General features: G+C 44.0%; 12 protein-coding genes. 7 read left to right on the forward strand and 5 right to left on the reverse strand.

The features are described 5' to 3' along the window. The first annotated feature begins 65 nt into the window (after positions 1–65). The gene (gene galE / locus LKO26_RS11375; RefSeq protein WP_227587990.1) at positions 66–1,085 is read left to right on the forward strand and encodes a UDP-glucose 4-epimerase GalE; all 1,020 of its coding nucleotides are present in this window, start codon (positions 66–68) and stop codon (positions 1,083–1,085) included. A 67-nt stretch (positions 1,086–1,152) separates the two neighbouring features. On the opposite strand, the gene LKO26_RS11380 is transcribed toward galE, so the two are convergent. The 3 genes from LKO26_RS11380 to dapF form a co-directional block, all read right to left on the reverse strand. Next, on the reverse strand, positions 1,153–3,711 hold the full coding sequence (locus tag LKO26_RS11380) for a TonB-dependent receptor domain-containing protein (protein WP_227587992.1): 2,559 nt from the start codon (positions 3,709–3,711) through the stop codon (positions 1,153–1,155). A 169-nt stretch (positions 3,712–3,880) separates the two neighbouring features. Further along, positions 3,881–4,918, reverse strand: coding sequence for an endolytic transglycosylase MltG (mltG, locus tag LKO26_RS11385; protein WP_227587993.1), 1,038 nt, complete (start codon positions 4,916–4,918; stop codon positions 3,881–3,883). A gap of 24 nt (positions 4,919–4,942) precedes the next feature. Further along, a complete protein-coding gene (gene dapF, locus LKO26_RS11390; RefSeq protein ID WP_227588204.1) occupies positions 4,943–5,710 on the reverse strand; it encodes a diaminopimelate epimerase in 768 nt (255 codons plus the stop codon). Between the two features lie 250 nt (positions 5,711–5,960). Between dapF and LKO26_RS11395 the strand changes: the two genes are divergently transcribed. Genes LKO26_RS11395 through LKO26_RS11405 form a run of 3 tightly spaced genes read left to right on the forward strand, consistent with a single transcriptional unit; the run spans position 5,961 to position 9,827 of the window. Continuing rightward, positions 5,961–6,962, forward strand: coding sequence for an NAD-dependent epimerase/dehydratase family protein (locus LKO26_RS11395; RefSeq protein ID WP_227587994.1), 1,002 nt, complete (start codon positions 5,961–5,963; stop codon positions 6,960–6,962). Positions 6,963–6,968: 6 nt separating this feature from the next. Further along, positions 6,969–8,729 (forward strand): AMP-dependent synthetase/ligase, encoded by a 1,761-nt coding sequence (locus tag LKO26_RS11400; protein ID WP_227587995.1) that lies wholly within the window; start codon positions 6,969–6,971, stop codon positions 8,727–8,729. Between the two features lie 42 nt (positions 8,730–8,771). Further along, positions 8,772–9,827 carry a diphosphomevalonate/mevalonate 3,5-bisphosphate decarboxylase family protein gene (locus LKO26_RS11405; RefSeq protein WP_227587996.1) on the forward strand — a complete coding sequence of 352 codons (1,056 nt, stop codon included), beginning with the start codon at positions 8,772–8,774 and terminating at the stop codon, positions 9,825–9,827. A 28-nt stretch (positions 9,828–9,855) separates the two neighbouring features. On the opposite strand, the gene LKO26_RS11410 is transcribed toward LKO26_RS11405, so the two are convergent. Further along, the gene (locus LKO26_RS11410) at positions 9,856–10,932 is read right to left on the reverse strand and encodes an endonuclease/exonuclease/phosphatase family protein (RefSeq protein ID WP_227587997.1); all 1,077 of its coding nucleotides are present in this window, start codon (positions 10,930–10,932) and stop codon (positions 9,856–9,858) included. Between the two features lie 103 nt (positions 10,933–11,035). Here LKO26_RS11410 and LKO26_RS11415 point away from each other — a divergent pair, with 103 nt between their 5' ends. Together LKO26_RS11415 and purE are read left to right on the forward strand one after the other, a co-directional pair. Beyond that, positions 11,036–12,145: a 5-(carboxyamino)imidazole ribonucleotide synthase gene (locus tag LKO26_RS11415; protein WP_227587998.1), complete on the forward strand. Its 1,110-nt coding sequence runs from the start codon at positions 11,036–11,038 to the stop codon at positions 12,143–12,145. A 25-nt stretch (positions 12,146–12,170) separates the two neighbouring features. After that, complete coding sequence (purE, locus tag LKO26_RS11420; protein ID WP_227587999.1) at positions 12,171–12,674, forward strand: 5-(carboxyamino)imidazole ribonucleotide mutase; 504 nt, start codon at positions 12,171–12,173, stop codon at positions 12,672–12,674. 214 nt (positions 12,675–12,888) lie between these two features. Here purE and LKO26_RS11425 read toward each other — a convergent pair whose 3' ends face one another. After that, entirely contained in the window at positions 12,889–14,112 is a 1,224-nt protein-coding gene (locus LKO26_RS11425; RefSeq protein WP_227588000.1) for an aminotransferase class I/II-fold pyridoxal phosphate-dependent enzyme, read from the reverse strand. Between the two features lie 153 nt (positions 14,113–14,265). Between LKO26_RS11425 and LKO26_RS11430 the strand changes: the two genes are divergently transcribed. Continuing rightward, positions 14,266–14,727, forward strand: coding sequence for an Lrp/AsnC family transcriptional regulator (locus tag LKO26_RS11430; RefSeq protein ID WP_227588001.1), 462 nt, complete (start codon positions 14,266–14,268; stop codon positions 14,725–14,727).

The following is a 14,727-nucleotide window of genomic DNA, read 5'->3' on the forward strand; positions in this document are numbered from 1 at the left end:
AAACTTTGTCAAAGCACAAAAGTACTTCTGAAAGCTTTGACAAAGTCCCCTTAAAACACTTAATCATGACCATACTTGTAACTGGCGGACTTGGATATATCGGTTCCCATACTGTGACAGAACTGCTTCATAACGGTTTCGAGGTAATCATCGTAGATGACCTCTCTAATTCTGAGCGGTTTATTCTGGAGAATATTGAAAAAATAACCGGTAAAAAACCAATATTTTATCCTTTTGATCTGAAGCGTAAAGAATTGCTTACTCAGCTGTTTGATGCGCATCAGATAGACGGCTGTATCAATTTCGCTGCGTTCAAAGCAGTGGGCGAGAGTCAGGTGAAACCTTTGGATTATTATGAAAACAATTTATTCTCGCTGATAAATATTCTGCAGGAATTCAAATCACGGAATATTTCCAACTTTATTTTTTCTTCGTCTTGTACGGTGTACGGGCAGGCAGATGAGATGCCTATTGATGAACATACGCCTTTGAAGACCCCGGAATCCTCTTATGGTAAAACCAAGCAGATGGGCGAGGAGATTCTGAAAGATTTCGCCCAGGCGTATAGAAAGAAAGTTTCGTTGTTGCGGTATTTCAATCCGATTGGTGCACATCCTACAGCTTTGCTGGGCGAATTGCCTATCGGAATTCCTAATAATTTGGTTCCTTACGTTACCCAAACTGCATCCGGAATCCGCGAAAAGCTGAATATTTGGGGAAATGATTATCCTACCGAAGATGGCACTGCCGTTCGAGATTATATTTATGTGGTAGATCTGGCCCGGGCACATGTAGCGGCTTTGAAGAAACTCATGGCGGAGCAACAGGATACCGTAATTGATATTTACAATCTGGGAACCGGAAAGGGTTCATCAGTTTTAGAAGTCGTTGAAGCTTTTGAAACGGCAAACGACGTCAAAGTTCCGTACCAGATTTGCGAAAGAAGAGCAGGAGATATCACCATTGCTTACGCCAATGCCGATAAAGCAGAAAAAGAACTGGGCTGGAAAGCCGATACGTCGCTGGAGGAGGCGCTCCGCACTACCTGGGAATGGCAGAAATATTTGGAGAGCAGAACACAATAATAGCAATTTCAGCAAAAAAAAACAGACCTCAAAATGAGGTCTGTTTTGGTATATAATTGGGGTTCCATTACATTGGCATATCGTCATCATCGCCGGTGGCGTTATTGTTAATGTCTTTCTTTCTTCTGGGCTGTTCCACTTTTTCACCTTGTTTGAAACGGTAGCTCAGAGAGATGCTGAACTGCCGCGGGCTCCATTGCTGGTAGCTGTATTGTGAATAGGTAGGTGTCGTCACAAAATTCTCACGAGCACGGGTGTTGAATATATCCTGTATATTAAAGGAAATGGTTCCGTTTCCGTCCCAGATGGTCTGGCTGGCTCCCAGGTTTACGGAGTATGAAGGCTCACGCTGAGTGGAAACGGTATTTTGCGCACCACGGTAGTGTCCCTGCAGCTGAATATTGGTGGTTCTCGTTGGCCGGAAGGTGGTTGTCAGGCGGAATCTGTTGGAGAATCCGTCACCGGAGAAGTCGAAATCTTCATAAGAACCTTCTGAGCGATATCCGTAGATATCTGCACTGGCCATAATTTTCAACCAGCGGAACGGGTCAAACGTTGCATTCAAGTCCAGTCCGTACTGGCTTTCGGTTCCGGCATTTACGGGCATGGTATAAATTACCGTATTTCCGTCTTCGTTCACTCCGCTGTACTGGTACATATTCACCTCATCTTCAGACTTTTTAAAATAGAGAGTCGGGTTGAAGGTGATTTTGGACTTGGCAAGACTGTATCCCAGTTCGAAGGAGTTTTCATAGGTAGGATCCAGATCAGGGTTTCCGCTGAAGAGGTTACGGTTATTATTGTAAGACATAAAAGGAATCAGGAAGAAAGACCGCGGTCTGTTGATTCTTCTTGAGTAGTTCAGCAGGAGTTGGTTATTATTCCCAAGGTCATAGCTCATGAAAACGCTCGGAAAGAACTTCAGGTAATTTTTTTCTACCGTGATTTGCTGTGGGTCGTTCACTCTTTGGAAGCTAACGGCAATGTCGGTATTTTCTGCTCTCAGACCCACCTGATATCCGAAGTTATTAATTTTACTTTTAAACTGGGCGTATCCGGCAAGGATATTTTCGTCGTAGAACGTTTTGCTGGTAAAGTTCGGCAGAATTTCGGCGGGACCGTTATCCTGACTTTGGTCTACATAATAATCATAATCATTATTATTGGAGTCGAATCTTGCGCCGGCTTCCAGTTTGGAGTTCTCACCAATCGGGAGTTCGTAATCAGCTTTTGCAAGGAATTTTTTGTTTTCAGACGTGGTCAGAATATTGTTTCTCAGCAGTGTGGGCAGGTCCAGTTCATTGTCAAAACCATTCTCGGTGATGAAGGACGTACCGTCGCTTTTGCTCGTCTGGTAGCTGGTCGCCACGGAAAGCAACTGGCCGTTGTCGCCAATTTTCTGGTCCAGTCCCAGATCTGCCTGAAATGAATTATTGGTATTAGTCCCTACATTCATGCGGCTGGTATATTGATCCTGAATGGTAAAGGGAACATCCGGATAGCCGGCTGCATTTCTGTCTTTTACAATGACGCGGTCATAATACTTGGTTTCGCCTATGGATTCGTTGTCAAAAGTTCTGAGCATGACAGAGGCATTCAGGGTAGCTTTTTCTGTAAGGTCTACCAGGAAGCCTCCGGTAACGTTATAGTTCTTATTTTCACCTTCGTTTATTCCTTTTTGGAGTGAGTATTGAGAAAAACCGTCATTCAGACCTTGAGGATCGAGGAATGAATGAAATTCGGAATCATTCGTGGATTTATTTTCACGGTAACCTCCGCCCCCGTTGATGTAGTAGGTCCAGTTTCCTTTTCTCCAGCTGAGGTTGGTATTCAGTCTGGTGGTGGGCAAATAGCCTAATGTTCCTTCCACACTACCGTTAAAACCTACTTTTTTAGATTTTTTAAGGATGATATTTAGGATACCTGCGGTTCCGCTGGCTTCATATTTGGAAGAAGGGTTGGTAATTACCTCAATTCTTTCTATCTGATCTGCAGGGATGCTCTGCAATGCATTGGCACCGTCGTCAATTCCAAGCATGGAAGACGGTTTGCCGTTAATCAGGAATCTGACATTGGAGTTGCCGCGCATAGAGACTGTACCGTCTGTATCTACATCTACAGAAGGTACATTGTTCAGTACATCCTGCAGGTTTCCGCCTTTGGCTACGATGTCCATGGACGGGTCATACACTTTTTTGTCAATTTCTACCCGGTATGCACGTGTGGCTTGTGCGGTGATGGTGACGCCTTCTATCTCTGCGGTCGGGGTTATATTGGTTGTGGCAGGTTGTATCTGGATATTGTCAATGCTTCCGGGCGCCGTAATCTGTCTGTTTATGGTTGCTTTCTTAAAATCTACTGCATCTATGGAAATGTCGTAATTCCCGGGAACCAGAGCAATACTGTATTGTCCGTTTTCATCAGTAAGGGTGGCGTCACTCAGTGCACTGTTGGTTTTATTACTGAAAGTGACTGAAGCGTAGGGAACCGGATTGTTCTGGCTGTCTTTAATTGCGGAGTTAATGGTCACTTTTTCCTGCGCAAAAGCAAAGGCGGCGGCAGAAAGTACGAAAGTGAGGCCGAGGGCTTTTTTCGTCAGAATGTGATTAATTTCTGTTCTTGTCATTTTTGTTAAAATTTCACCTGCAAAGTTGGGAACTTATTCGGCATTGTTATTTATAAGATTCAAAAAAAATATTGCACTTTTTTGAAAATTATTAAGCGCATATCAAAACTATAAGACATTCAAAATACACTTTTGTTAAACGCTATGCGTGTTAATATTATGTTAAAATTTAATTTGTGATATTTTTAGAATTTAGCCATGCCTGGTAATCTTTTGCATTTTTCGCATGTTCCACATCACTGGCGGTAAAACGGTGATATCCCGGGCGGTCCGGATCTGCTGCCATAAAGATGAAATTATTCTTCTCGGCATTCAGTACGGCATCAACAGAGCTTTTATCAGTCACACAAATGGGACCCGGCGGGATTCCGGTATTTGCATAGGTGTTGTACGGCGAGGGATGTCTTAAATGTTTATACAAAACCCGGCGTATAGGCGTGGTAAAATTCGTGTCTTTGTTAATGGCGTAGATAACCGTAGGGTCACTCTGCAGTTTCATGCCTTTGCGGTAGCGGTTCAGATACAGGCCGGCAATGGTTTTCTGCTCATCGGGTCTGCCGCCGGATTCTTTATAGACAATGGACGCAAGTGCGTAAATCTGATTGCGGGAGAGACCGCTTTCTTTCTCTTTCGCTTTCCGTTCTGCAGTCCAGAAATCGTTGTACTGATTCTCAAATTTCTGAAAAAACTCGTCCGGTTTCACCGTCCAGAAAAAGTGGTAGGTATCAATGAAAAAGTATTTTTTAAGATCTTCGGCGTCCTTATAACCTTTTTTAGTGGCTATAGAATTGAGTTCGTTTACAAACTGCAGGGAGTCGGCTTCTGTTTTTTTGGCCACCCGGCCTACCATCTGGTACACATCTCCGAAATCACCAATCCGGAAGGTGTTTTCTGTCTGATTTCCGGCTTTAATCATATTGACCAGATCCGTATTGTGAGTTCCGCTTTTCATGCGGTAGCGGCCGGGATGAAAAAACTGATCCATTCCTTTATCCTTCGCTACCTCTGCAAACGCTTCCCGGTCTTTCAGGTATGGACCTATAGAGTCCAGAATCTGATTGAATCCTGCGCCGGTAGGAATATGGAAGTACCCCTCTTTGGCTACGTTGCCCGAGTAGTACTTTTTATAAAATCCATAACCGAAAATTCCCGAAATGAGAAGGACAATCAGCGCAATGATAGCGAAAATGCTGCAACCTTTTTTCATGTTATTTTTATAATGGTGAATGAATTATAATTGTATTGAACCCTTAAATACTTGAGTAGCCGGTCCTTCCAGCCAAATGTTCTGATAGCTGTTACCATGTCTTTCTGCATGGACTTTGAGTGTTCCGCCCAGGGTGTTTACCCGGACTTCAGATGCGTTTTTATCCTTCATGAAAACCAGTGCAGATGCCGTAACGCCGGTTCCGCAGCTGTAGGTTTCGTCTTCCACGCCCCGTTCGTAGGTACGCACAAAGATTTCATCACGCGAAATTACTTCAGCAAAGTTCACATTAATGCCTTCTTTTCCATAGGTGCTGTTATTTCGCACCGCGCGTCCTTCGTCATACACCGGGTATTTCTGAACATATTGTACGAAACGAACGTAATGCGGGGAACCGGTATTGAGCACAAAGTCATTTCCGTCTGATTGTATGTTGGTCACATCAATCATTTTGAGTTTTACAATACCGTGCAGTATTTCGGCTTCGTGGAGACCATCTATCGCATTAAAGACGGTTTTTTCTTCAAAAATATTCAGGAAATGAGCGAATGCCACGATGCATCTGCCGCCGTTGCCACACATGGTGCTCTGGTTGCCGTCAGCGTTGTAGTATACCATCCGGAAATCTGCTGCAGGGTCATTTTCCAGCAGAATCAGTCCGTCACCGCCAATGCCGAAACGTCTGTCACAGAGTTTTTTAATGGTTTCCGTATCCTTGGGGAAGTCATCAGTCCGGTTGTCTATAATAATAAAATCATTGCCGGTACCCTGGTATTTGTAGAAGGTAATCATCATTCAGTGATGCATTAAAAATTATGCCCTTTTATTCGGGGATGCAAATTTAAGGAAATCCCTTTGAAATAGATTTGATTTGGGTGGTTAAAGAAAATGTAAAATTTTCAGCAGGACAGATTTTGGTGGCAGGTGTGACTTTTTATAAAATTCCTGATAGGAAATCCCGGATTTCACGAGCATGGAAAGCTTTGTCTGACCGGCTTTTTGTATATTTGTGGATTATAAATTTTAACAGCGGTTTAATCCAATGGTTTTAGTCACGGGTGCAACGGGAATTCTTGGGAGGGTAATTGTTTTGGAACTGCTGAAGCAGGGCAGAACTGTACGTGCAACCCGCAGGAAAAACAGCGATCTGCAGGAGGTCAGAAAATCTTTTGCGTACTATACAGATGAACCTGAAGACTATTTTCAGCGGATTGAATGGGCGGAAACTGATTTCGAAGATCTTCAGGCACTGGAGGCAGCTCTGCACGGTGTTTCGGAGGTATATCACTGTTCCGGCAAGGTGAGTTTTTATCCGCAGGACCGGCAGGAACTGATCCGAACCAATACGGAGGGAACTAAAAATTTACTATATGCTTGCGAGGGTTCTTCGGTGCAGAAATTTCTGTTCGTAAGTTCTGTGGCAGTGCTGGATGGTTTCAATGAAGATGGATTTTTGGATGAAACTTCAGATTATAATCCTAAAATACCGCATTCTTACTATGCCAAGTCCAAACATTTCTCAGAAATGGAAGTCTCACGCGCATCGGCAGAAGGACTGAATACCATCATTGTAAACCCGGGAATCATCATTGGCAGCGGAAACTGGCAGGCCAGCAGCGGCGAATTGTTCAGTACGCTGGAGCGCTATCCTTATGCCATGGGCGGAACAACTTCATATGTAGATGTGCGGGATGTGGCCCGTATTTCGGTTGACTTAATGAATAACAACCGGTTTGGAGAGCGGTTTATCCTGATGTCGGAAAACAGAAGTTATCTCAGTTTTTCTGAACAAGTGCGTTCCAAATTAGGGAAATCTCTCCCAAAGGTACTTTCTGCAACCATGCTGAAAGCGGGATATGTGTTGAATATCTTAATGGGATGGCTGTTTCCGCGGCTCAGACTTCTGAACAAAATCAATATTGCAACCGTTACCGGAAATAGTCCGGTGTCCAATAAGAAGATAAAAACGCTGGGGTATGAATTTATTCCGGTTTCAGAAAGTATTGATTTTCATTTGAATAATTATCAAAAAAGGGACCTATAGTACATCATGAACGTTACCGATTTTCTCAATACCAATACCTATAAATATCCGTACAAAGCAGCCATTGGCTTTAAAAAAGATGAAAAATGGAAGGAACTTACCTGGCGTGACTTCCGGCGGATGGTTTTTAAAACAGCCAATGCACTGAAGACAGCAGGTATTGCAGAAAATGACCATGTGGCGATTTATGCAGATAATTCTGCAGAATGGATTGTCTTTGATCTTGCAGTGATGGCGCTTGGTGGCGTCACAGTCCCCGTGTATGCTACCAATACCGCAGATCAGGCCAGATATATTCTGGATGATGCAGAAGTGAAAATGATTCTCACGGGAAACCAGGAGCAATATGATGCCGCCTACGAAATATCACAGTCTTCAGACCATCTGAAAAATATCATTGTGGTTAAAAAATCAGTCTGGATCAAGAAGGAAAACTCCGTATATCTGGAAGATTTCATCAAGCGCTCAGCCGAAGATTTTGAAATCGCAGAAAAAAGTGATGACGATATAGCCACCATTATTTATACGTCCGGGACTACCGGAATCCCGAAAGGCGTTATGCTTACGCACGGTAATTTTACCAAATGTTTTGCGGCACATTTTGATTTTTTCAAATTTAAAGATTTTGAAAGAGAACATTCTCTGGCTTTTTTGCCACTTACGCATGTTTTCGAACGGAGCTGGACCCTGCTTGCCCTCACAGGCGGAGCCAAAGTTTCCTTTCTGGAAAATACAAAGCTCATTGCCCAAACCCTGAAGGAAGTGCAACCCACCATGATGTGTGCCGTACCTCGGTTTTATCAGAAAATCTACGCCGGAGTAAATGAGATGATTGCAAAAGGCTCCGATACCAAAAAGAAGATTTTCGGGCGGGCTGTGAAAACCGGGACTGAAGTTGCAGAACTGAAGCGACAAGGAAAAAAAATACCGGCTGGACTGCGGTTTAGAAATAAACTGGCCGGACTGCTGGTTTTTGAAAAAATTAAAAAGAAAATGGGCGGCAAACTCTGGTTTATGCCTTGTGGCGGAGCGGCTGTCTCTCCGGAGGTGACCCGTTTTTTTGATGCCATGGGAATTCATCTTACCGTGGGCTACGGCCTTACCGAGACTACGGCTACGCTTACTGCATTTCCGTTTCAGCAGTACGAACATGGTTCTGTAGGACGGACTTTAGGCGATACCCAGCTGAAAATTGCAGAAAATGGTGAAATTCTGGCCAAAGGAAGCGGAATTATGAAAGGGTATTATAAAAAACCTGAAGAGACGGCTGAGGTTTTTACCGGAGACGGATGGTTAAAAACCGGCGATGCCGGACGGATGGACGAGCGGGGGAATCTCTACATCACAGACCGCATTAAAGACCTGATGAAGACCTCCAACGGAAAGTATATTGCACCACAATCGATAGAAAACCTTCTGTCCAACAATAATTTTATAGATCAGGTGATGCTGGTGGCAGAGGGAAGACCCTTTGTGTCTGCTTTAATTATTCCTGATTTTGAATCGCTGACAGAACAGTTGCCGAAAATGAATATTCCTTTTACCTCTTGGGAAGTATTGGTGAATTCTGATAAAGTTAAAGCTTTTTATCAACAGAAAATAGACGAAGTTCAGCAGGCGCTTCCGGGCTTTGAGAAAGTGAAGAAGTTTACTCTGCTGTCTTCCCCATTTGAAACAGGCACCGGCGAAATTACCCCTACATTGAAGGTAAAGCGGAATGTGGTCACCGCGAAATATACTGATCTGATAGAGAAAATGTATAGATAAAATGTCAACAGCAATTATTTTTTGCTTTTAAATAATCACCTTATGACAGAGAAATTTTTGGGAAATAAATCTTTCAGAGTGGCAGATCATACCGTTTCTGCCAGCTGTCCCAGCAATATAGCCCTTATCAAGTATTGGGGGAAATACCCCGGTCAGATTCCGGCAAATCCCAGCATCAGCTATACGCTGAACCATTGTAAGACCAATACCACTATGGAATTCTGCGCCGGAAAACCGTTTGGCATTCAGATATTTCTGGCAGGTAAGGAAGAAGTGAAATTTGCGGAAAAAATGGAGCAATATTTTAAGAATATCGAGCCTTTTCTGCCGTGGATTTTACAGGGAAACTATACCATACATACCGAAAATACGTTTCCCCACAGTTCGGGAATTGCCAGTTCGGCCTCCGGATTTGGAGCGGTCGCCAAATGTCTGATGGAATTGGATGAGGCGTTCAGTGATGATGTCAGGACACAGGATCCGGTGCAGAAGGCCAGTTTTCTGGCGCGCCTAGGCAGCGGAAGTGCCTGTCGCAGTTTGTATGACGGTCTGGTGGTGTGGGGCGAAACCCGCGAAGTAGCCGGCAGTTCAGATTTATATGCCGTTCGATATCCGGATAGCGAAATTCACGAAGATTTTAAAAACTTTAATGACTGGGTGTTGCTGATTCATGAAGGTGAAAAATCGGTGAGCTCTACCGCAGGACATGGACTTATGAAGACCAATCCTTATGCAGAACGCCGGTTTCAGGAGGCTCATGAGAACTTTGCAGTCATCCGGCAGATTTTGAAATCTGGTGATATGGATGGTTTTATGAAACTCGTGGAGCACGAGGCCCTGACACTGCACGCGATGATGATGATGAGCGATCCTGCTTTTATTCTGATGAAATCCGGAACCCTGCAGGTGATTCAGAAAATCTGGGATTTCCGCAAAGAAACGGGACTGTCGTTATTTTTCACCCTGGATGCGGGTGCCAATGTCCATCTTCTTTTCCCGGAAAATGAACACTCAGATGAAATAAAATCCTTTATCAATGCCAATCTGATGCAGCATACACAGAACAAGGGAATGGTAAAGGATGTCATGAATTTTTAGACCCGGAAAACATCAGGAAATACAAAAATCAGGGAGCATCACCGCGGTTGTTGCTCTCTTCTTTTTGACCCTCCCGGATCAGTTCTTCTGCTTCCTGTTTTTCTGCAGCATCTGCATGCTCTACTTCTTCTTCTTCCTGCTCATGGCTGTACCGGTGTACATAAAAACGACAGTGCATGGGCAAGTGGTCAGATCCTATGGACTCCAGCGTCTCCAGTTTGTCAATGTAAATATCGGGACTGTGAAACAATAAATCCAGAGGAACCCGGAAAAACCAGTATCGCGCATGGAAGGTGGCCAGGATTCCCCGCCCCATCCGTGCATCAATCAAACCGCTTGTTTTTCTGAAGAGAATAGAAGTATCTGACCACGCAACCGTATTGAAATCTCCCGTCACCACCGTGGGGATATTGTTTGCCTTACACTTTTTAGCTACGCTCAGCAAATCACCGTCGCGCTCTTTGGAATTGGTTTCTTCTGTAGGGCTTGGTGGCGGCGGATGCACTGCAATAATGCAGAATAACCGGTTGTTATGGTCCCGGAAACAGGCTTCAATGCTTGGAATGTCATCGGCAACAAAAAAATGTACTTCACTCTTTTCAATGGGGATTCGGGAATATAAATGCATGCCGTAGGTATTTTCCAGAGTCACTTTCACGCTGTACGGATAATCAGATTCCAATGTACGGTTGGCTTTTTCCCAGCCGCTGTGGCTTTCCATAGTAATGAAAATATCCGGGCGGTATTTGCGGATCAGTCGGTGAAAGTTGCTGTAATCTTCATTAAACTGATACACATTGCATGAAATTACAGACACCGTATCGGCTCCTGCTGGTGGAACTGCAGCTTTTTTGTAGACAGTGGTATAGCGAATCAGTATATAAAGATGATAGAGTGTAAGAATCAGCTGCACACCACTCACAATTAGGAAGATCCATGTTTTGTCCACGAAAAATAATCCCCAGAGAAGGGTCAGCATCTGTAGCGCAAAGAGCTGTATTTTCATAAACTCCGGTACCCGGAACACCCAGTGCTGGTTTTTGATGAATGGCAGAATGCTCAGCAGGATCAGCAGGGCGGAGGCAACATAAAACGTGGTTTCCATCTTCAGAAGGTCTGGGGGTTATATCATAATGATGAACCGAATGTACAAAAATCTTGGCAGAGAAAGTATAATCAAGTATTTTTGTAAGATGAATGTTCAAAGAATGAAAATAGGAATTTTAGGTGGTGGCCAACTGGGCCGGATGCTGATTCAGGAAGCACTGAAATATGATGATGATTTTTACACCCTCGATCCTGCACCTGATGCGCCCTGCCATCATATTTCTCATTTCACCCATGGTGATTTTAATGACTATGAAACGGTGCTGAACTTCGGCCGCGGCAAGGATGTGGTCACCATTGAAATAGAACATGTAAATGCAGAAGCTCTGGCAACACTGGAGGAGGAAGGGGTGAAAGTGGTTCCCAATGCGTCCATAATCAAGACCATTCAGCAGAAAATTCTTCAGAAAGAATTCTACAAAGCACATGAGATACCGAGTCCTGCTTTTGAAATTCTGCAGACAGGCTCCGAAGAGGTTTCGTTCGCCCTTCCTTTTGTTCAGAAAATGAATACCGGTGGCTATGATGGCAAGGGAGTTCAGGTAATCCGTAGCTCCGAAGACCTCAAAAACCTGTGGAAAGCCCCTTCGGTAATTGAAAATCTGGTGGATATTGATACAGAACTGTCCGTTATCGTGGCAAAAAATGATCTGGGTGAAACCCGCACGTTTCCCGTAACCGAAATGGTGGCAGATCCCAAACTGAATTTGCTCGATTTTAATATTTGTCCGGTGCATCTTACTGAAGATGCTGAAAATCAAATCCGGGAAATCACGGAAAAATTTCTGGCCGCAGTCAATTCTCCGGGGCTGTTTGCCATTGAATTATTTTTAGACAAAAACGGTAAGGTCTGGGTAAATGAAACCGCTCCCAGACTGCATAATTCCGGCCATCAGTCGCAGGAAGGAAATGCCAATTCGCAGTTTGAGCAAATGTACCGCGTCGTTAAAAATCTGCCATTGGCTGATACGGATTACCATGGATTTTCAGGAATGCTGAATCTGGTGGGCGCAGAAGGATTCAGTGGAAAAGTGCTGTACGAAGGGATGGATGAGGTCATGAAATTGCCACAAACCTATATTCACCTTTATGGAAAAACCGAAACCAAGCCGGGAAGGAAGATGGGTCATATCAATGTGCTGGGCAGTTCCAGGGAAGATGTACTGGAGAAACTGATTCGTATTAAGGAAATGGTAATCGTAAAAGCTTAAAAATAAATCTAAAATAAAAGTAACAATGATCGGAATTATCATGGGAAGCCAAAGTGATCTGCACATTATGGAGCAGGCGGCAAGTTTCCTCAAAATGCTGGATATCCCTTATGAATTAACGGTGGTTTCTGCCCACAGAACACCCGAAAGAATGTTGGATTATGCCAAAACCGCCCGGGAAAGAGGCCTGAAAGTAATCATTGCGGGAGCCGGTGGCGCTGCCCATCTTCCGGGAATGGTGGCCAGTTGCACCACGCTTCCCGTTATTGGCGTGCCTATTTTATCTTCCAACTCGATAGACGGTTGGGATTCTGTATTGTCTATTTTGCAAATGCCCGGCGGAATTCCCGTGGCTACGGTAGCGTTGAACGGAGCGCTGAATGCCGGCATTCTGGCTGCCAAAATTCTGGGTATTTCAGATGAGCAGGTGGCCGAAAAAATGGAGCAGTACCAGGAATCTCTTCAGGATAAAGTGCTGAAAACAGTGGCTGAAATCAAAAAAGCGCATCCCAATAAATTTGATCAGTAAAATTTAGTGAAGTGTCCAAAGGCGGCTGGAAAATTCCAGTCGCCTGCAGGTTTCGTATGATTGTAGTCGTTATGAGAATGATGGTAGTGATGCTGGCGTCATCAGCAAAATCAGTATAACAAACAGCCTTACCAGGTGATGGAGAAACTGAATGGTATTGAACAAAAAAGTGACCCACTTTCGCAGGCCACCCAAAATCTCTGTCAGATTTTTGCTATATCGTGACGGAAGTCCCTTTCAGAACACCTGCTTTTACCATACAGGCTTTCATTTTTTCATAAGTCCTTTCAATATCATGATCCAGACCGATAGAAAAACGGATCAGACCGGGCGATAGGCCCATTTCTTTTTGCTCATCCTCAGGGATTTCAGAGGAAGTTGAGGTTCCGGAAGCCGAGAACAACGTTTTATAAAATCCTAAACTTACGGCCAGATAGCCCAGGTTTTCATTCTGCATCAGTTCCATCAGTTCATTGGCTTTTTCCACAGATTCTACATCCAGCGCGATCAGTCCGCCAAATCCGTATTCTTCATGCATCATTTCTTTGAATACTTCATGTTGAGGGTGGCTTTCCAGACCCGGGTATTTTACCTTCAGTCCGTCTTGTTCCCATTTTTGAGCAAGAAACAGTGCGTTTTCACTGTGTTTTTTCATGCGGATGTGCAGGGTACGGAGGTTTTTCAGGATGCTGGCGGCACGCAGGCTGTCCATGGTAGGTCCCAGAAGCATACACGCTCCGGAATTGACATTTTTGGTGTCATTGATAAACTCCAGCGTTCCGCAGTACACGCCTCCCACGGTGTCACTGCTGCCGTTAATAAACTTGGTAAGGCTGTGAATGGTCACGTCTGCCCCCATCAGTTTTGGTGAAACGGAAAGCGGAGAAAAGGTATTGTCTACCACCAGTTTCAGATTATGTTTGTGGGCAATTTCAGAGAGTGCACGGAGATTCGCTACCTCCAGCAGCGGATTGCTTACAGATTCACAATACAATACTTTGGTGTTTTCTGTAATGGCATTTTCTACTTTTTCCAGATCGGTGATGTCTACAAAAGAAGTTGCGATGTTGAAATTGGGCAGAAAATTTTTCATAAAGGCATACGTTCCGCCATAAATGGTGCGGCTGGATACAATATGATCTCCCGACTGGCAGAGCTGTAGCAGCACAGAGGTGATGGCACCCATACCTGAGGCCGTCACATTGGCACTTTCGTAACCTTCCATCTGCGCCAGGGCTTCGGCCAGGTATAAATTGGACGGTGAGGAATGCCGGGAGTACAGATAGCATCCGTCTGCATTGCCTTCGAAGGTGTCAAACATCGTTTTGGCAGATAGAAACGTGTACGTGGATGAGTCAGAAATAGAAGGGTTTACTCCTCCGAATTCGCCGAAATATTGCAGATCCTGAATATTATTGGCAGCATTAAAATCTTTCATGGATAACTTTTTAATCAGCTAAATGTAGGGACTTTGTGAAATTTTATCAATATTTAATCTGAATTTTAACTTTTTTATCGGAAAATCATGTTTTATTTAGAATATTAATCTAAATTTAAAGTCAGATAAAATCATCTGCCAAAATATTTTCAGATGCAACTGGACGAAAAGGACAAAAAACTCCTGCTGTTACTGCAGGAAAATTCCAAAAGAACCACCAAAGCGCTTGCCTCTGCGCTCAATCTTTCTGTGACTGCGGTTTTCGAAAGGGTAAAGAAGCTGGAAAAGCAAAAGGTCATTAAGCAATATGTGGCGCTGGTGGATAAAGCCAAAGTGAACCGTGGCTTCATTGTACTGTGCCATGTAAAACTGGTGCAGCACCGCAAAGAGTATATTTCATATTTTGAGAAAGAAATTGTGAAATTTCCGGAGGTGATGGAATGTTTCCATGTGAGCGGTGACTATGATTATATTCTGAAAATCTGTGTAAAAGACATTCAGGATTACCGGGAATTCATGGTGACCAAACTTACGGGGCTGGAGCATATTGCCAGCACCCAAAGTTCATTTACCATCAAAGAAGTGAAGGGTTCTACCGCTGTTTTTGTAGAGTAG

It is taken from the genome of Chryseobacterium sp. MFBS3-17 (assembly GCF_020687745.1).
Taxonomy (GTDB): domain Bacteria; phylum Bacteroidota; class Bacteroidia; order Flavobacteriales; family Weeksellaceae; genus Marnyiella.